Origin of the sequence: Actinophytocola sp., assembly GCF_035942955.1 — a bacterium.
GTDB lineage: Bacteria > Actinomycetota > Actinomycetes > Mycobacteriales > Pseudonocardiaceae > DASYTH01.
This window is the reverse complement of record NZ_DASZCQ010000166.1, coordinates 1-18,149: the sequence shown is the minus strand read 5'-3', so window position 1 is coordinate 18,149 and position 18,149 is coordinate 1. Positions and strand designations below refer to the sequence as shown.

Genomic DNA, 18,149 nt, shown 5'->3' with positions numbered 1-18,149 from the left:
AGGCTGTCCGCCCGCGGCCGTTCGACCAGGTAGCGCCGTACCGCCGCGCACACCCGGGCGACCGAACGCACCACTCTCCTGATCAGCCCCAGAGCCATAACGCGGCCCACCCTCGCCACAGTTGACCCACCGTGGCCATACTGTATACTGCATACCCCTCGCGCACAATAATCGCGACCCCACCACGGCAAATGCTGACCGAGTCCGCTACGCCGACCCGCTCGACGGCTCCCACGCCCTACCCCAGGGCCCCCGAACTCACCATCAAGCGCTATCCCGAACGGCAGCTCCTCACCACGCGAAGGCCACCTTCACCCACCCCCACACGAATGCACCCTCATCCCGCCCGCCGCGAAGGCCACCTTCACCCCACTCCGCCACACAAAGGCCACCTTCGCCTCACCGCCAACACAAAGGCCACCCTCGCCCCACCTCGCTATGCGAAGGCCACCTTCACCCCCACTCCCACATGGCTTCGTCTGCGAGAACTGACTGCAGATGTTCATGAGTTTGACCGCGCTTGCCGATCATTTGGATGATCAATGTTGGTGAGGAGTGACCGCGTGTGACCGGGTCTGCGGGGTGGTCGGTGTTCGCGGCAGTCTCCTTGTGTGGCGGGGCGGAAGGCGGCTCGAAGGCAGGGTTGCGGGGTCGTTGTTCACCGGAATCGGGCCAGCAGCAGGCCCAGCCTGCGGTCGTGCTGCTCGTGCGGCAGCCGGCCGCCACGGGTGAGCGTGGCCAGGCCGTGTAGGGCTGCCCAGAACAGCTCGGTCAGCAATCCCAGGTCATCATCACCGGCGTGGGGGCGGATCGCCTCGGCCAGTTCGTTGAAGCCCGCGTGCAGGGCGGCCGGAGCCTGTGGGGTGGCGAAGGGCAGGTTGACAGACTGGCTGAACATCGCGTCGTAGATGGCCGGGCGCCGGTCGGCGAAGGACAGGTAGGCGGCGCTGACGGCCGCCAGCGCGTCGTCGGTGTCTCGTCGCGCCGCGGCCAGGTCGGCGGCCAGGTCGGCGAAGCCCTCCACGGCCACTGCGGTCATGATCGCGTCCTTGCCGGTGAAGTGGCTGTAGAGCACCGGTTGGCTGTATTCCACCTGCTCGGCCAGTCGCCTGGTCGTCACCGCCTCCCAGCCCTCGGCCTCGGCCAGCTCGCGGGCCGCCGTGATGATCAGTTTCTCCCGCTCGGCGCGTTCGCGTTCCCGGCGCGATTGAATCGACATGTGGCGATTCTAGCAGTGCTAGACAATCTGCCAACGCTTCTGTTAGCGTCGATCCTGTTCCTAGCACTGCTAGCATCAGGAGTCGTCATGCTAACCACCATCGCCTACGGGCTGGCCATCGTCCTCAACCTGCTGATCCTCTATGTCGGGCTCCGCTTTCTGTTCGTCCCATGGGCGGCGGCGGCCGGATACGGCGTGCCGGCCAAGCAGGACCGGGCCTACCTCACCATCAAGGGCATTCGCGACAGCACCTACGGCCTTGTCGGCCTGGCCTTACTGGCCTTCGCCGGCGCACCGGCAGCGGCGTGGTACATGCTGGTCGTCGCCGTGGCGCCGTTCGGCGACACGTTCGTCGTCCTGCACAACGGCGGCACAAAAACCATGGCGTTCGGCGTCCACTTCGCCACCGCGATGGTCTACCTCGTCAGCGCCGCTCTGCTCTTCGCGCTGTAAGCCCGGGGTATCGCCACATCCAGACGCAACCCTCCACAGTCATCCCGCGAACACAAACCTCGTCACCACACACGGTGCGGTCACGACCGACCGACAAACGCGGTCACTTCGCGCGGACAGAACCACCCACACGAAAGCCACCTTCATCCCACCCGCCATGCGAAGGCCACCGTCAGCTCGAGGCCGCTAAACGAAGGCCACCCTCGCCCGACTCGTCAGGCGAAGGCCACCTTCATCCCACCCCCGCCACCTGAAGGCCACCCTCCTACCCCGCCTCCTCGGCGGAGGCCACCTTCACCCGCCTAGGAGGGCCGCGTAGCCGGGCTTGATCACGTTGTTGATGAGGTCGAGGCGCTCGTCGAAGCCGATGAAGGCGGACTTCATCGCATTGATGGTGAACCATCGCAGGTCGGTCCAGTCGTAGCCGAACGCGTCGACCAGGGCGGACATCTCACTGGATTGGGTACATCCGCTCATCAGCCGGTTGTCAGTATTGACTGTCACCCGGAAGCGGAGCTTCGTCAGCAAGCCGATCGGGTGATCCGCGATCGAGTCGGCAGCGCCGGTCTGCACATTGGACGACGGGCACATCTCAAGCGGGATGCGCCGGTCTCGGACGAAGGCCGCCAACCGTCCCAGGTGGATGGTGCCGTCCTCGGCCACCTTGATGTCGTCGACGATCCGCACGCCGTGGCCGAGCCGCTCGGCGCCGCAGTGCTGGATGGCCTCCCAAATGGACGGCAGGCCGAACGCCTCGCCGGCGTGGATCGTGAAGTGCGCATTCTGCTGGTGCAGGTACTCGAACGCGTCCAGGTTCCTGGTCGGCGGGTAGCCGGCCTCGGGCCCGGCGATGTCGAAGCCGACCACCCCGGAGTCCCGCCACCGCACCGCCAGCTCGGCGATCTCCAGGGACCGGGCGTTCTGCCGCATCGCGCACAGCAGCGTGCCGATCCGGATCGGCCGGCCGGCCCCGGCGGCGCGTCGCATGCCGATCCGGAAACCCTCCTGCACGGCCTCCACCGCCGCGTCGAGCCGTAGACCCCGCTCGCCGTGCTGCTCGGGCGCGTACCGCACCTCCGCGTAAACCACCCCGTCGGCGGCCAGGTCCTCGGCGCACTCGGCGGCCACTCGAACGAGCGCATCCGCGTCCTGCATGACGCCGACGGTGTGCGCGAACGTCTCCAGGTACCGGACCAGCGAGCCGGAGTCCGCCGACTCACGGAACCACGCGCCCAGCTCGTCGACGTCGGTGGTCGGCAACCCGCGATACCCGCTCGCCTCGGCAAGCTCGACCACGGTGCGTGGACGTAGCCCACCATCCAGGTGATCGTGCAGTAACACCTTGGGAGCGGTTCGAACGGCTTCCGGGGTCACCGGAGCGGGGGGCGTGGTCACCATGGAGCAACGGTACTCGGCACATACCGATCACCCGATCGAGTAACCAACCGAGCACGTAAGGTGTCCCACGGCCAAGGCATTTGCCCGAAGGTCATCCTCCAAACGGCCCAATCGGCTCCGTGCGGACCAGCAACGAACTAACGGGTGGTGTATGGACGCATTCTGGGAGTGGCTAGGCTCCCCTGCGTTGACTCTCCCCCTCCCCAGGACGAAGGCCAGCTCCGTGAACGAGAACAACAACTCCACGGTGTCGTTCGACCGGATGCGCAACATGCTCGTGCGCGCGGCCGAGATACGTGAGAGCGAACAGCAGCAGATATTCGACGCGCTCGACGAGATCCATGCCCGGCTGTCGCCGCTGGAGTCGATCGGGTCGGTGCGCAAACGACTCTCCGAGATGCCCGATCGGACCGAGATCACCGCACTGGCCGCGCGTCTGGACGACGCCATGGCCAAGCTCGACGCGCAGGACGGGGCGATCGCCGCCATCGGCCGGGCCATCGAGTCCATTGTGGACCGGCTGGCGACACCGTTCGCACAGCTCGACGGCCGGCTGGACGGGGTAGCCGGCCGGTTCGAGGGCGTCGCCGGGCGGATGGACGGGCTGGAGGACAAGCTGGCCAACATCCACCGCCGGCTCGACGAGCTGGACGGCCATCTTGACAAGCAGGACGGCAAGCTCGACATGCTCCCCAGCTCCGTGCACGGTCCGGTGCGCGAGCGGATCGAGCAGGCCGAGACCACCCTGCGCGGCCGGCTCGACGAGGTCAACGAGGGTGTGCGCGGCCAGGTGGACGGGGCGAGGGACGCGCTGGCGCGATCGGTGACCGAGGCCGCGAACTCGGTCACGGGCAAGATCGACGAGGCCCGGCGCAGCCTGGCCGACTCGCTCGACGACACCAAGAACACCGTCGACGGCACCGAGCGCCTCGAAGCCCTTGCGAAGCGGCTGGAGCAGGTGACCGGCCGCCTCGACGAGCTCACCACGCGGCTCGACGTCGTCGAGGACGGCTTCGCCGCCAAGATCAGCGAGCTCGGCGGCCACATCGACCAGAGCCTGTCCAAAGTGGAGGGCACGCTGTCGAAGCAGCCCGACTCCGACTCCGTCGCCACCCTGGTCCAGAAATCCAACGAGGAGTCCGTCCGGCGCATCGGCGGCCACCTCGACGAGGCGATGGCCACCTTCGCCGAGCTCATGATGGGCGGCGCCCCACCCGCACCCCGCCCGCCGGCCACCCTCCCCCGCCAGAGCGCCCGCCGCCGCACCACCAAGACCAAAACCCCCCGCACCGACGACAACGGCGACGACACCGACCTGAACACCGACTCGTAGTCCCCCGCGAATGCGATGAAGGGGGCCTTCCTCACACCGGGCGTGTGGAAGGCCCCCTTCATCGCGCTCATGGTTGGGGACGAAGCGTCTCGATAATGAGCGGGCGGCGCGGCTCCGGGGTGGTGTCGGTGAGGGTGAAGGCGCCCTCGAGCGCGGCCAGGGCGGCGGGGATGGCGTCGGGGGTGTTCGTGTGGAGCTCGAGGAGGGGGTCGCCGGCGTCGACCCGGTCGCCGGGTTTGGCGTGGCAGAGGATGCCTGCGGCGGGTTGAACGGGATCCTCCTTGCGGGCGCGGCCGGCGCCGAGGCGCCAGGCGGCGACGCCGACGGCGAAGGCGTCGAGGGTGCTGAGGATGCCGGAGGTCGGGGCCGACACCATGTGGGTGTGGGTCGGGCGGGGAAGGGGAGCGTGCGGGTCGCCGCCCTGGGCGGCGATCATGGCACACCACGTCTCGTAGGCCGCGCCGGAGGCGAGGACGGGGGCGGGGTCGACGGACAGGCCGGCAAGGGCGAGCATCTCGCGGGCGAGGGCGAGGGTGAGCTCGACGACGTCGGGTGGGCCGCCGCCGCGGAGGACATCGACGGACTCGGCGACCTCGACGGCGTTGCCGACGGCCCGGCCCAGCGGCACCGACATGTCGGTGATCAGGGCGGAGATGCGCAGGCCACGGTCGGCACCGATGTCGACGAGGGCGCGGGCAAGGCCGCGGGCGTCGTCGAGGCGGCGCATGAAGGCGCCGGAGCCGGTCTTGACGTCGAGGACCAGGGCGTCGGCGCCCTCGGCGATCTTCTTGCTCATGATGGAGCTGGCGATCAGCGGGATGCAGTCGACGGTGGCGGTGACGTCGCGCAGCGCGTAGAGCTTGCGGTCGGCGGGGGCGAGGCCCTCGGTGGGGGCGCAGACGACGGCGCCGACCGTGTCGAGCTGGGCGGCGATCTCCGATGTGGACAGTTGGGCGCGCCAGCCGGGGATCGACTCCAGCTTGTCCAGGGTGCCGCCGGTGTGGCCGAGCCCGCGGCCGGACAGTTGCGGCACGGCGGCGCCGCACGCGGCGACCAGCGGCGCCAGCGGCAGGGTGATCTTGTCGCCGACTCCGCCGGTGGAGTGCTTGTCGACGGTCGGCCGATTCACCGACAGCGACAGGGTTTCGCCGGAGTCGACCATGGCGGCGGTCCAGCGGGCGGTCTCGGTGGCGTCCATGCCGTTGAAGAAGATCGCCATGGCGAGCGCGGACATCTGCTCGTCGGCGACAACGCCACGGGTGTACGCGGAGATCACCCAGTCGATCTGCTCGTCGGACAGGCGACCGCCGTCCCGCTTGGTCCGGATGACGTCCACGGCGGACATAGGTTCCCTGGTCACGGCAGATCCGCCGGTCCGAAGGCGTGCACGAGCACCTCGCTCATCGGCAGTGGCCCACGTGGACTGTCCACAAGGCATTCCGGGCCGCCGTGCTCGTAGATGATCTGCCGGCACCGCCCGCACGGCATTAGCAGCTCGGCCGAGCCGCTGCGACACGCCACCGCGACGAGCCGGCCGCCGCCGGACAACCGGAGCTGGCCGGCCAGCACGCATTCGGCGCACAGGCCAAGGCCGTAGGAAGCGTTCTCCACGTTGCAGCCGACGATGACCCGGCCGTCGTCGACCAGGGCCGCGGCGCCCACCTGCAGCCCGGAATACGGGCAGTACGCCTGCCAGGCGGCCTCGACGGCCTTGGTTCGCAACGCACTCCAGTCCACAGTGGACTGAGTCATCCGCCTTCCCCTCTGCGGTAGATCTGTCCGTCGGCCTTGGGCATGCGCAGGCGCTGCGCCGCAAGGGCGAGCACCAGCAGGGTCACCACGTACGGCGCGGCGCCGACGAGCTCCGGCGGCAGGGCATCGGTGGCGAAGAACCACCAGGCGAAGCCGATGCCCAGCACGGCGGCCACGGCGGCGATCACCCGGTGCCCGGACAGGAACTGCACCACGGCGAGCACCAGCAGCGCGATGCCCAGCAACAGGAGCAGCGCGTGCACGGCGTCCGAGCCGCGCAGCTGCATCGCGTCGGTGTAGCCGAACAAGCCGGCGCCGGCGGCGAGCCCGCCTGGCCGCCAGTTGCCGAAGATCATGGCGGCCAGGCCGATGAAGCCGCGGCCACCGGTCTGCCCGTCGCGGAACTGGCTGGAGCTGATCGCCAGGAACGCCCCGCCAAGCCCGGCGAACGCGCCGGACGCGATGACGGCCGCGTACTTGTACAGGTACACGTTCACGCCGAGCGACTCGGCGGCGACCGGCGCCTCGCCGCAGGAACGCAGCCGCAGCCCGAACGGCGTTCGCCACAGCACGAACACCGACCCGATCACCAGCAGCGCCGCGATGATCGTCAGCAGGGACACGCTGGTGACCAGGCCGCCGAGCAGACCGGCCACATCGGACACCAGCCACCAGTGCCGGTCCTCGACGGACCGCAACCCCGGCGACAGCAGCGGAATGGTGACGTGCGGCGCGTCGGTCAGCGGCGGCGACTGCTTCTGCCCGCCACCGGGCGCGTTGGTGAAGTACAGCTTGGACAGAAACAGCGCCAGGCCCGGCGCGAGCAGGTTGATCGCCACACCGGAGATGATGTGGTCGACCCCGAACGTCACGGTCGCCAACGCGTGCAGCAGGCCGGCCAGCGTGCCAAGCACCAGGCCGAAGAACACGCCGGCCCACGGACCCCACTGGTACGCGGCGAACCCGGCGCCCCAGGTGCCGAGCACCATCATGCCCTCGAGGCCGATGTTGACCACGCCGGCGCGCTCGGACCACAGCCCACCGAGCGCGGCAAGGGCGATCGGCACGGCCGCGGTCAGCGCCGCCTGGACCGTGCCGCGCGAGGTCAGGTCGGTCGCCCCGGTGAGCACGCGCACCAGCGCGATCACCGCGATGGCGCCCAGTGCGGCCAACCAGTAGGCGCCGGGCCGGATCCGCCGCTTGCGCGGGGTCGGGGCGGTCTCGACGCCGACGCTCAGCCCTCCACCGCTCATGATCCCACCACCTCGGGAACCTTGATCGTGCCGAGGGCCTTGCCGACTTCACGCTGCTCGAGCCGGACCCGGTAGCGCCGCACCAGCTCGTAGGCCACCACGACGGACAGCACGATCACGCCCTGCATGATCGCGACGATCTCCTTCGGTATCCCGGCGACGTCAAGGCCGTTGGAGCTCGCGTCCAGGTATCCCCACAGCAGCGCGGCGAAGGCCATGCCGATCGGATGGTTGCGGCCGAGCAGCGCCACCGCGATGCCGATGAACCCGATGCCGGGCGGGAAGTTCAGCGAGTACGAGTGCGCCCCGCCGAGCAGCTCCGGCATGCCGACCAGCCCGGCGACCGCGCCGGAGAGCAGCATCGAGGCGAGCACCATCTTCTTCACGCTGACCCCGCTGGCCACCGCGGCCGACTCGGACAGCCCGGTGGCCTTGAGGTCGAACCCGAAGCGGGTGCGGGCCAGCACGAACCAGTACAGGACGCCGATCGCGACGGCCACCAGGATCAGCCCGTGCACCTCGGTCGACGAGCCCGAGTACGGGATGCCGGGCACCTGCCCGCCCGAGGTGATCGTCGGGGTGTGGATGTCGTTGCCCTCCAGCACGGCCAACCGGTTCGGGTTGAGCAGGAACGCGACCAGCGCGGTGGCGATCGCGTTGAGCATGATCGTCGAGATCACCTCGCTGACCCCGCGGGTCACCTTGAGGAACCCGGCGATGCCCGCCCAGAACGCGCCAACCAGCACGGCCGCGATCATCGTAAGCGCGACGCGCAGGACCGACGGCAGACCGTCCATGAAGGACGCGCCGGCGAGCGCGGCGGACAGCATCGCGGCCAGCCGGTACTGCCCGTCGACGCCGATGTTGAACAGGTTCATCCGGAAGCCGATGGCGACCGCGACGGCGGCGAGGTAGTAGTTCGTCGCGTTGTTCACCGCGATGACGGTCGTGCGGGGCCGGTCGAGCGACGCGCTCATCGAGTCGACCACGTCCGCGGGCGAGTGCCCGGTCACCACCAGGATCACCGAGCACACCGCGGCGGCGAACACCAGCGCCCCGACCGGCGCGGCGAGTCCTAACAGGACTGCACGGAGGGATAGCCGTCGCATCACGCCACCTCCTCTCCGGCGCCGGTCATCGCCGAGCCGAGATCCTCCGGGGTGACCGTCTTCGGGTCGCAATAGGACACAAGGCGCCCGCGCAGGATGACCGCGAGCCGGTCCGACATCCCGATCAGCTCGTCGAGGTCGGCCGAGATCAGCAGCACGGCGAGGTGCTCGGCCCGTGCGCGCCGGATGTGCTCCCAGATCGCCGCCTGCGCGCCGACGTCGACGCCCCTCGTCGGGTGCGACGCGATCAGCAGCACCGGGTTCCCGCTCATCTCCCGCCCGACGATCAGCTTCTGCTGGTTGCCGCCGGACAGCGCGGCGGCGAACACGTCGATGCTCGGCGTCCGCACGTCGTACTGGTCGACGATCCGCTGGGTGTCCGCCTTGGCCGCGCGGCGGTCGATGAGCGGGCCACGAACGTTCGGCTTCTTCGTCTGGTGGCCGAGGATGCGGTTCTCCCACAGCGTCGCCTCGAGCAGCACGCCCTGCCGGTGCCGGTCCTCGGGTATGTAGGCCACCCCGGCGTCCCGGCGATCCCGTGTGGACATCCGGTTGATGTCCTTGCCCCGCAGCTTCACCGTGCCGGCGGACAGCGGCCGGATGCCCATCAGCGCCTCGACCAGCTCGGCCTGGCCGTTGCCCTCCACGCCGGCGATGCCGAGCACCTCGCCGGCGTTGATGGTGAACGACACGTCGTCCAGCACGGTGCGGCCGTCCGCGCTGGTGACGGTCAACCCGGCCACGTCGAGCACGGTCGTGTCGGTCACGGTGGACTCGCGCAGCTCCGGAACCGGCAGCGCGCTGCCCACCATCAGCTCGGCGAGCCGGCGAGCGGTCACCTCCGCCGGCGACACGGTGGCCACCGTGGTGCCGCGCCGGATCACGGTGATCTCGTCGGCGACGGAGAGGACCTCGTCCAGCTTGTGCGAGATGAACAGGATCGTCAGTCCCTCGGCCTTGAGCTCACGCAGGTTGCCGAACAGCTCGTCGACCTCCTGCGGCACCAGCACCGCGGTGGGCTCGTCCAGGATCAGGATGCGCGCCCCGCGGTAGAGCACCTTGAGGATCTCCACCCGCTGGCGCTCGCCGACGCCGAGATCGTCGACCAGCCGGTTCGGCTCGACGCCGAGGCCGTAGCGGTCCGAGATCTCCTTGATCCTGGCGCGGGCCGCCCGGAAGTCCAGCCGCCCGCCGGCCCGCGGCTCGTTGCCGAGCACCACGTTCTCCAGCACGGTCAGGTTGTCGGCGAGCATGAAGTGCTGGTGCACCATGCCGATGCCGGCTTTGATCGCGTCCGCCGGGGAGTGGAACGCCACCTCGGCGCCGTCGACCTTGATCGTTCCCTCGTCCGGCCGCTGCATCCCGTAGAGGATCTTCATCAGGGTCGACTTGCCGGCCCCGTTCTCCCCGACGATCGCGTGCACGGTGCCCGCCCGCACCGCGATGTTCACGTCGGCGTTGGCGACCACACCCGGAAACCGCTTGGTGATCCCGGTCAGCTCGACCGCAATTGACGACATGGGCCGCATCCTTGTCCGGTGAGAAGAAACCGTGACGGGCTCGGGGCACCCTATCCGGTACCCCGAGCCCGTCACACGAGATCGCGGTTACTTCTTGTCCGGCACCGTGACCGAGCCGGAGATGATCTTCTGCTTGTAGTCGTCCAGCTGGGACTTGATGTCGTCGACCTTCCCGCCGCTGGTGGCGTAGTCGATGCCGCCCTGCTTGAGGTCGTGGACCTTGGGGCCGGCGGCGAACTTGTTCTCCTTGACCGACTTGATGAAGTCGTACACGGCCACGTCGACCTGCTTGAGCATGGACGTGATGATCACGTCCTTGACGTCGGCCAGCGCCGGCTGGTTGTACTGGTCGGAGTCCACACCGATGCCCAGCTTGCCCTTGGCCTTGGCGGCCTTGAACACGCCGTTGCCGGAGCCGCCGGCGGCGGCGTAGATCACGTCAACGCCCGCGTCGAACATGCCGTTGGCCGCGGTCTCGCCCTTGGCCGGGTCGTTGAAGCCGGTGAAGTCCGGCGGCTGGGTCAGGTACTTGGCCTCCACCGTGGCGCTCGCCTTGGCGGCCTTCACGCCGGCGGTGAAGCCGGCCTCGAACTTCTGGATCAGCGGCACGTTGACGCCGCCGATGAAGCCGATCTTGCCCGACTGGCTCTTCAGCGCCGCGGCCACGCCGACCAGGAACGAGCCCTGCTCCTCGGCGAACAGCAGGTTGGCCAGGTTGCTCGCCTGGCAGGTGTCACCCGCGCCGTCGACGATGGCGAACTTGACGTCCGGGGTGTCCTTGGCGACCTTGGTGACCGAGGTGCAGTACGCGAACCCGACCGCGATGACCGGGTTGTAACCGCCCTCGGCCAGCTGCCGCAGGCGGTCCTCCTTCTGCGCGTCGGTCTCGCCCGCCGCCGCCTCGAGCTCCTTGACCTCGATGCCGCCCTCGGCCTTCGCCTTGTCCAGACCGCGTGCGGCCGAGTCGTTGAACGACTGGTCCCCGCGACCCCCGATGTCGTAGGCCAGACCCACCTTCAGCTGGGCGGCGGCCGGCGCGCCGCTGGTCCCGCCGCCACCACCCGTCGAAGGGGCGTCGTCCCCGCCGCAGGCGGCCAGGGTCAGGCCCAGCGCAACCAGCCCGGCGGCGAGTTGGATTCCTCGCAATCGGCGCAAGGCGTTCTCCTTCCGCGTTTACCGCGCCCGAGATTGTGCCGGACGCAACTTATTCGCGAGACCGTACCTCGCGTGACGACGCGTGCTACCCGAGGCCACGAGCGCGTGACCCAATCGTTGGTTCACCTCGGCCGACGACCGGCCGTCCGCACCCGGCCCGCCACGGACCGTAGCCTGGACGCATGGTCGCGGAGGAGCGGACGCGAGGCCCAGGTGGGCGGGTGGTACGGCCTCGCGGGAGCGACCAGATGACACAGCGGGATCTTCGAGCGCTGCCGAAGGCGAACCTGCACCTGCACCTGACCGGGTCGATGCGCCCGGACACCCTCGCCGAGCTGGCCGCCCGCTACCGCGTCCCGGTGCCGCCGCCGCTGCCGGCCGGCGGGGTGCACCCGTGGTCGGCGTTCCAGCAGCGGTACGACGCCGCGCGCGACGCCATCCGGTCCGCTCAGGACATTCGCCGGGTGGCGCTGGAGGCGGTCGAGGACAACCTGGCCGACGGGTGTGGCTGGGTGGAGATCCAGGTCGACCCGACCTCCTACGCGCCGCGGCTCGGCGGGGTCGAGCCGGTGCTGGAGGCCGTGCTCGACGCGGTGTCCGGCGTGCCGGCCGGGGTGATCGTGTCGTCGAGCTGGGCCCGGTCGGGCGCGCACGCGGCCGAGCTTGCCGCGCTGGCCGGGCGGTTCGCCGGACGGGGCGTCGTCGGGTTCGGACTGTCCAATGACGAGCGCCGCGGTGTGGTGGCGGAGTTCGCACCGGCCTTCCGGGCCGCGGCGGAGGCCGGGCTGCTGTCCGCGCCGCACGCGGGCTTCTACGAGGCCGCGTGGCACGTCCGGGAGTGTGTGGAAACCCTTGGCGCGCGACGGATCGGGCACGGTCTGACCGCCGCGGCCGATCCGTCGACGGTGGCGCTGCTTGCCGAGCGGGCGGTGGCCCTTGAGGTGTGCCCGACCTCCTACCCGCCGTTCGGGGTGTTCGATCTCGCCGCGCTACCGGTCCGGGCGCTGCTGGCCGCCGGCGTTCCGGTGACGCTGGGCTCGGACGACCCGCTGCTGTTCGGGGCGCACGTGACCGACCAGTACCGCATCGCGCGGGCGAGCCTTGGCCTGTCCGACGCCGAGCTGGCCGCGATCGCCCGGCACTCGGTGGCCGCCTCCGCGGCCCCGGCCGAGGTCAAGCGGCGGCTGAAGGACGGCATCTCCGCGTGGCTGCAAGGTCGGTGACGTGTTCTTGCAAACTCTTGACGTAGTATTTCAGCCGTGGCGGGACGACTGAGTGAAGTTGCACGCAAGGCGGGGGTCAGCGAGGCGACCGTGAGCCGGGTGCTCAACGGCAAGGCCGGCGTGTCCGACGCGACCAGGACCGCCGTGCTCACCGCGCTGGACGTGCTGGGATACGAGCGCCCGACGAAGCTGCGCGGCGACCGGGCCCGGCTGGTCGGGCTGGTGTTGCCCGAGTTGCAGAACCCGATCTTCCCGGCGTTCGCCGAGGTGGCCACCGGGGCGCTGGTGCAGCGCGGGTTCACACCGGCGCTGTGCGCGCGCACGATCGGCGGCGTGTCCGAGGTCGAGTACGTCGACATGCTGCTGGAGCACCAGGTCTCCGGGGTGATCTTCGGCGGCGGCGACTACGCGATGGCCGACGCCGGTCACGACCACTACCACCGCCTGCGCGACCTGAAGCTGCCCGTGGTGCTGGTCAACGCCGGAGTCGACGGCCTCGGCCACCCGAGCGTCTCCGCCGACGACGCCGTCGCCGCCGAGCAGGCGCTGGGCCATCTGGTGTCGTTGGGCCACAAGCGGGTCGGCGCGCTGCTCGGGCCGGAGGGGCACGTGCCGTCCCGGCGCAAGCTGGCCGCGCTCGAGGCCGCGGCCGCCGGGTACCGCGGCGTCGAGCACCTGGTGGTCCGGTCGAGCTTCTCCATGGAGGGCGCGCGGGCCGCGGCGGCCACGCTGGTCGACGCCGGGGTGACCGCGATCATCTGCGCCAGCGACGTCCTCGCGCTCGGCGCCATCCGGGCGGTGCGCCGGCTCGGCCGGCGAGTCCCTGAGGACGTGTCGGTGGTCGGCTACGACGACTCCGCGATCATGACCTGCACCGATCCGCCGCTGACCACGGTCCGGCAGCCGATCGAGGCCATGGGCCAGGCCGCCGTCGACCTCCTGGTCAACCAGATGACCGGCGGCGCGGTGCTCACCGACGAGCTGCTGTTCGAGCCCGAGCTGGTGGTGCGGGGTTCGACGGCGCCGGCGCCCCGGGAGGGTCGATCGCCTTCTTTCTCTGATTAGTCCGCTTCTTGCGCCTTCCAGTCCTGGTTTGTATGGTCTGGCTCACAAAGTTGTGACCCCAGGAAGGTGCCGGCATGAACCGATCCACGTTGGGTAGCGCCGTCCGGCTGCTGGTCATCGCCGCACTCGCGCTGTCGACCGCCGCCTGCTCCGACGACCCCCGGCCCGCGGCCGACGGCCCCGTCACGATCACCGTCAACGGGTTGCCGCCGGGCACGGAGGCGGTCGACCGCAAGAAGTTCCTCGACGACCTCGCCGAGTTCGAGAAGGCCAACCCGACCATCAAGGTCGACGCCCGCGAGGGCTACATGGACCCCAAGACCTTCACCACTAAACTGGCCGGCGGGCAGCTGGAGGACCTGTTCTACGTCTACTTCACCGACCCGGGCACGCTGATCGGCAAGCGCCAGGTCGCCGAGATCACCCCGTATCTCAACGAGATCCCGGCGGCGAGCCAGATCCGGCCCGAGCTGATGAAGGTGTTCTCCAGCGCGGACGGCAAGGTCTACGGAATCCCGTGGCGGAACTACTCGATGGGCCTGCTGTTCAACAGGAACCTGTTCGTCAGGGCCGGCCTCGATCCGAACAACCCGCCGAGGACCTGGGCCGAGGTGCGCACCGCGGCCCAGAAGATCACCGCGCTCGGCGACGGCATCGTCGGCTACGGCGACTACAGCAAGAGCAACACCGGCGGCTGGCACTTCACCGCGGAGCTGTACTCGCTCGGCGGCGAGGTCGCGATCAGGGCCGGCGAGACCTGGAAGGCCGCGTTCAACGACGACAAGGGCCGGCAGGTGCTGCGCCAGCTGCACGACATGCGGTGGACCGACAAGACGATGGGTGAGCGCCAGCTGCTCGAGTACGCCGACCTGATCCAGATGATGGCCGCCGGCAAGCTCGGCATGTACATCGCGACCGGCGACAACCTCAAGACGATCGTCAACCAGTACAAGGGGAACTACACCGCCTACGGGCTCGGCCCGATGCCCGGCGGGCAGGGCACGCTCGCCGGCGGCGACGGCTTCATGTTCAAGGCCGGCACGCCGCCGGAGAAGATCCGCGCCGGCCTGAAGTGGCTGGCGTTCAAGTTCAACAACCCGGACCGGATCGCCCACGACTACGAGTACGACGCCGCCAACTCCAACCCGGTCGGCCTGCCGGAGCCGAACATCTGGACCGGGGCCGCCGCGAAGGCCCGCGAGGAGGCCAGCGCCAAGCACGCCAACGTGCCGGTGGAGAACTTCAAGCCGTTCGCCGAGGGCAACGCCGGGATCCCGCTCAAGCTCGAGCCACCCAACGCGCAGCAGATCTACGCGGTGCTGGACACGGCCATGCAGAAGGTCCTGACCGACCAGGGGGCCGACATCGACGCGCTGCTCGCCGACGCCGAGATCCAGGTCAACTCCATCCTCGCCGCGGCGACCTGACCGATGCTGGTCCGTTCGACCCTCCGCTCGGCCGCGCGCACCCGCCGCGGCCGCGCGGTGGCCGACAACCTCGTCGCGTACGGGTTCATGGCCGGCGGGATCACGTGCTTCGCGCTGTTCTCCTGGTACCCGTTGGTGCGCGGGGTGCTGCTGAGCTTCCAGCAGGTCAACTTCGTCACCGACCCGGAATGGGTGGGGCTGGACAACTTCGCCGCGCTGTTCGCCGACCGTCTCTTTTGGATCGCGTGGCGCAACACGCTGCTGTTCACCGGGCTGGCCCTGGTGTTCGGCTACGCGCTGCCCCTGGCGATCGCGGTGCTGCTCAACGAGTTGCGGCACTTCCGCGGCTTCTTCCGGATCGCGGTCTACCTGCCGGTGATGCTGCCGCCGATCGTGACCGTGCTGCTGTGGCAGTACTTCTACGATCCGGGCAACGGCCTGTTCAACACGGTGCTGCGCGGGCTGCACCTGCCGGAGTCGGCGTGGACCCAGTCGTCGAGCACCGCGATGCTCTCCCTGGTCCTGGTCTCGACCTGGTCCAACCTGGGCGCCGCGACGCTGATCTACCTTGCGGCGCTGCAGGGAATCCCCGCCGATCTGTACGAGGCGGCCGAGCTTGAGGGGGCGAGCGTCTGGCAGCGGATCCGGCACGTGACGCTGCCGCAGCTGCGATTCGTCATGCTCGTCCTGCTGCTGCTGCAGATCGTGGCGACCATGCAGGTGTTCATCGAGCCATACCAGCTCACCGGCACCACCAACCCGGACACGATCACCGTGATGGTGCTGATCTACCGGTACGCGTTCACCGTCAACCACGACTTCGGCCTGGCCGCCGCCATGAGCGTGCTGCTGTTCGCCGTGCTCGGCCTGTTCTCCGCCGCATACCTGTGGCTGACCCGGGAGCGCGCATGAGCCTGATCTCCGCCGCCACCCTGCGCACCCGCCGCGGGCGGGTGATCTACGTGACCGTGCTCGCGCTGACCACGGTGGTGTTCCTGCTGGTGTTCTTCTTCCCGCTGTACTGGATGATCACCGGCGCGGTGAAGCACCCCGCGGAGCTCGCCCGGCCGACGCCGACGTTCGTGCCGGAGAGCTTCCATCCGGAGTCCTATGTGGATGCTTGGAGCAAGCTGCGGCTGGCCCGGTACTTCCTCAACACCGTGCTGTACGCGGCCGGCGGCTGGCTGCTGCAGATCGTGCTCGACGTCGCGGTGGCCTACGCGCTTTCCCGGCTGCGCCCGGTCCTCGGGTGGCTGGTGCTCGGCCTGATGCTGGCCAGCCTGATGCTGCCGACCGCGGCGCTGCTGGTGCCGGCCTACCTGACCGTGTCCGACGTGCCGATCTTCGACGTCAACCTGCTGAACACACCGTGGGCGCTGTGGCTGCCCGGCGTGGCCAACGCGTTCAACATCTACGTGCTCAAGCGGTTCTTCGACCAGATCCCGGGCGATCTGATCGACGCGGCCAGCATCGACGGCGCCGGTCGGCTGCGAACGCTGCGCAGCGTCGTGCTGCCGCTGTCCCGGCCGGTGCTCGCGGTGGTCTCGATCTTCGCGATCATCGCGATCTGGAAGGACTTCCTCTGGCCGCTGCTGGTCCTGCAGGAACCGGAGGCGCAGACGCTGAGCGTCGCGCTGTCCCGGCTGTCGCTGACCAGCCAGGTCGCGCTCAACGAGCTGATGGCCGGCCTGGTGATCGCCAGCCTACCCATGGTCGTGGTGTTCCTGATCTTCCAACGCAGCATCCTCAGTGGACTGTCCGTCGGCGCACTCAAGGGGTAGACATGAAGTGGTGGCGCAACGCCGTGATCTATCAGGTGTACCCGCGCAGTTTCGCCGACGGCAACGGTGACGGGGTCGGCGACCTCGCCGGCATCGCCGACCGGCTGTCCTACCTGCGTGACCTCGGCGTCGACGCACTCTGGTTCAGCCCGTGGTACCCATCACCGATGGCCGACGCCGGCTACGACGTCGCCGACTACCGCGACATCGATCCGGTCTTCGGCACCATCGCCGAGGCCGAGAAGCTGATCCGCGCCGCGCACGCCGCGGGCCTGCGGGTGGTGATCGACCTCGTGCCCAACCACTGCTCGGCCGCGCACCCGTGGTTCTCGGCCGCTGTCTCCGCCGGTCCGGGATCCGTTGAGCGGCAACGGTTCTGGTTCCGCGCCGGGCGTGGTCCGGACGGCTCGCGGCCGCCCACCGACCTGCAGTCGATCTTCGGCGGTCCGGCGTGGACCCGCGTCGACGACGGCGAGTGGTACCTGCACCTGTTCGACCCCCGGCAGCCCGACCTCAACTGGGACAACCCCGACGTCCGCGCCGAATTCCTCGACATACTCCGGTTCTGGCTCGACCGAGACGTCGACGGCGTCCGCATCGACTCGGCCGCAGTCCTGGTCAAGAACCCTTCGCTGGCCGACGCCGATTCCTACACCGACCGCGACGGCGTGCACGAGATCTACCGCGAATGGCGCGCGCTGACCGACACCTATCCCGGCGACCGGGTCCTGATCGGCGAGCTCTGGCTCCCCGACCACCATCGCTTCGCCGCGTACCTCCGCCCGGACGAGCTGCACGCCGCGTTCAACTTCGAGTTCCTGTGCTGCCCATGGGATGCGTCGTCGCTGCGCTCGGCCATCGACGAGTCCCTGCGCGCCCATGCCCCGGTCGGCGCGCCCGCCTCCTGGGTACTGTCCAATCACGACGTCACCCGCCCGGTCACCCGCTTCGGCCGCGCCGACAGCGCCTTCAGCTTCGCCGACCGCCTGCGCCGCCGGTCGCTCCCCTTGGACCTCGAGCTCGGCGCCCGCCGCGCCCGCGCCGCCGCGCTCCTGTGCCTCGCCCTCCCCGGCGCCGCCTATCTCTACCAGGGCGAAGAACTCGGCCTCTGGGAAGTGGAGGACCTCCCTCCCCACCTCCTCCAAGACCCCATGTACCACCGCTCCGGCGGCCTCGACCCCGGCCGGGACGGCTGCCGCGTCCCCCTCCCCTGGTCCGGCGTGGACCCCCCGTTCGGCTTCACCACCGCCACCCCCTGGCTCCCCCAACCCCCCGCCTGGAAAGACCTCACCGTCGAAGCCCAAATCAACGACCCCCACTCCACCCTCGAGCTCTACCGCCACGCCCTCCACCTCCGCCACACCACCCCCGCACTGGGCGAAGGCCCCCTTCACTGGCTCCCCTCACCCCAAGACACCCTCACCTTCACCCGCCACCCCGACTTCATCTGCGTGGTAAACC

The 18,149-nt window shown here is 69.6% G+C and carries 16 protein-coding genes; 8 read left to right on the top strand and 8 right to left on the bottom strand.

Annotated features, from left to right (window positions below; all coding sequences use genetic code 11):
- Positions 1-658 precede the first annotated feature (658 nt).
- The gene (locus VGX25_RS16875; protein ID WP_326918747.1) at positions 659-1,219 is read right to left on the bottom strand and encodes a TetR/AcrR family transcriptional regulator; all 561 of its coding nucleotides are present in this window, start codon (positions 1,217-1,219) and stop codon (positions 659-661) included.
- Between the two features lie 87 nt (positions 1,220-1,306).
- Here VGX25_RS16875 and VGX25_RS16870 point away from each other — a divergent pair, with 87 nt between their 5' ends.
- The gene (locus VGX25_RS16870; RefSeq protein ID WP_326918746.1) at positions 1,307-1,672 is read left to right on the top strand and encodes a DUF4267 domain-containing protein; all 366 of its coding nucleotides are present in this window, start codon (positions 1,307-1,309) and stop codon (positions 1,670-1,672) included.
- A gap of 294 nt (positions 1,673-1,966) precedes the next feature.
- On the opposite strand, the gene VGX25_RS16865 is transcribed toward VGX25_RS16870, so the two are convergent.
- Positions 1,967-3,070: an adenosine deaminase gene (locus tag VGX25_RS16865; protein WP_414635841.1), complete on the bottom strand. Its 1,104-nt coding sequence runs from the start codon at positions 3,068-3,070 to the stop codon at positions 1,967-1,969.
- 262 nt (positions 3,071-3,332) lie between these two features.
- Between VGX25_RS16865 and VGX25_RS16860 the strand changes: the two genes are divergently transcribed.
- A complete protein-coding gene (locus tag VGX25_RS16860; protein WP_326918775.1) occupies positions 3,333-4,403 on the top strand; it encodes a hypothetical protein in 1,071 nt (356 codons plus the stop codon).
- Positions 4,404-4,470: 67 nt separating this feature from the next.
- On the opposite strand, the gene VGX25_RS16855 is transcribed toward VGX25_RS16860, so the two are convergent.
- The 6 genes from VGX25_RS16855 to VGX25_RS16830 all read right to left on the bottom strand — a co-directional run bounded on the left by VGX25_RS16855 (position 4,471) and on the right by VGX25_RS16830 (position 11,183).
- Entirely contained in the window at positions 4,471-5,748 is a 1,278-nt protein-coding gene (locus VGX25_RS16855) for a thymidine phosphorylase (RefSeq protein ID WP_326918774.1), read from the bottom strand.
- 11 nt (positions 5,749-5,759) lie between these two features.
- On the bottom strand, positions 5,760-6,155 hold the full coding sequence (locus tag VGX25_RS16850) for a cytidine deaminase (protein WP_326918745.1): 396 nt from the start codon (positions 6,153-6,155) through the stop codon (positions 5,760-5,762).
- Positions 6,152-7,408: an ABC transporter permease gene (locus VGX25_RS16845; protein ID WP_326918744.1), complete on the bottom strand. Its 1,257-nt coding sequence runs from the start codon at positions 7,406-7,408 to the stop codon at positions 6,152-6,154. The genes VGX25_RS16850 and VGX25_RS16845 overlap by 4 nt, the downstream gene beginning before the upstream one ends.
- Positions 7,405-8,517 carry an ABC transporter permease gene (locus VGX25_RS16840; protein WP_326918743.1) on the bottom strand — a complete coding sequence of 371 codons (1,113 nt, stop codon included), beginning with the start codon at positions 8,515-8,517 and terminating at the stop codon, positions 7,405-7,407. The genes VGX25_RS16845 and VGX25_RS16840 overlap by 4 nt, the downstream gene beginning before the upstream one ends.
- The gene (locus VGX25_RS16835) at positions 8,517-10,037 is read right to left on the bottom strand and encodes an ABC transporter ATP-binding protein (RefSeq protein ID WP_326918742.1); all 1,521 of its coding nucleotides are present in this window, start codon (positions 10,035-10,037) and stop codon (positions 8,517-8,519) included. The genes VGX25_RS16840 and VGX25_RS16835 overlap by 1 nt, the downstream gene beginning before the upstream one ends.
- Positions 10,038-10,124: 87 nt before the next feature.
- The gene (locus tag VGX25_RS16830) at positions 10,125-11,183 is read right to left on the bottom strand and encodes a BMP family ABC transporter substrate-binding protein (RefSeq protein WP_326918773.1); all 1,059 of its coding nucleotides are present in this window, start codon (positions 11,181-11,183) and stop codon (positions 10,125-10,127) included.
- Between the two features lie 257 nt (positions 11,184-11,440).
- Here VGX25_RS16830 and add point away from each other — a divergent pair, with 257 nt between their 5' ends.
- The 6 genes from add to VGX25_RS16800 all read left to right on the top strand — a co-directional run.
- Entirely contained in the window at positions 11,441-12,415 is a 975-nt protein-coding gene (gene add / locus VGX25_RS16825; protein WP_326918741.1) for an adenosine deaminase, read from the top strand.
- A gap of 36 nt (positions 12,416-12,451) precedes the next feature.
- Positions 12,452-13,480: a LacI family DNA-binding transcriptional regulator gene (locus VGX25_RS16820; RefSeq protein ID WP_326918740.1), complete on the top strand. Its 1,029-nt coding sequence runs from the start codon at positions 12,452-12,454 to the stop codon at positions 13,478-13,480.
- A 74-nt stretch (positions 13,481-13,554) separates the two neighbouring features.
- On the top strand, positions 13,555-14,907 hold the full coding sequence (locus VGX25_RS16815; protein WP_326918739.1) for an ABC transporter substrate-binding protein: 1,353 nt from the start codon (positions 13,555-13,557) through the stop codon (positions 14,905-14,907).
- A gap of 3 nt (positions 14,908-14,910) precedes the next feature.
- Entirely contained in the window at positions 14,911-15,819 is a 909-nt protein-coding gene (locus tag VGX25_RS16810; RefSeq protein WP_326918738.1) for a sugar ABC transporter permease, read from the top strand.
- Positions 15,816-16,688, top strand: a complete 873-nt coding sequence (locus VGX25_RS16805) for a carbohydrate ABC transporter permease (protein ID WP_326918737.1) — start codon at positions 15,816-15,818, stop codon at positions 16,686-16,688. The genes VGX25_RS16810 and VGX25_RS16805 overlap by 4 nt, the downstream gene beginning before the upstream one ends.
- Positions 16,689-16,690: 2 nt before the next feature.
- The coding region (locus VGX25_RS16800; RefSeq protein WP_326918736.1) for a glycoside hydrolase family 13 protein at positions 16,691-18,149 on the top strand (1,459 nt) is incomplete at its 3' end.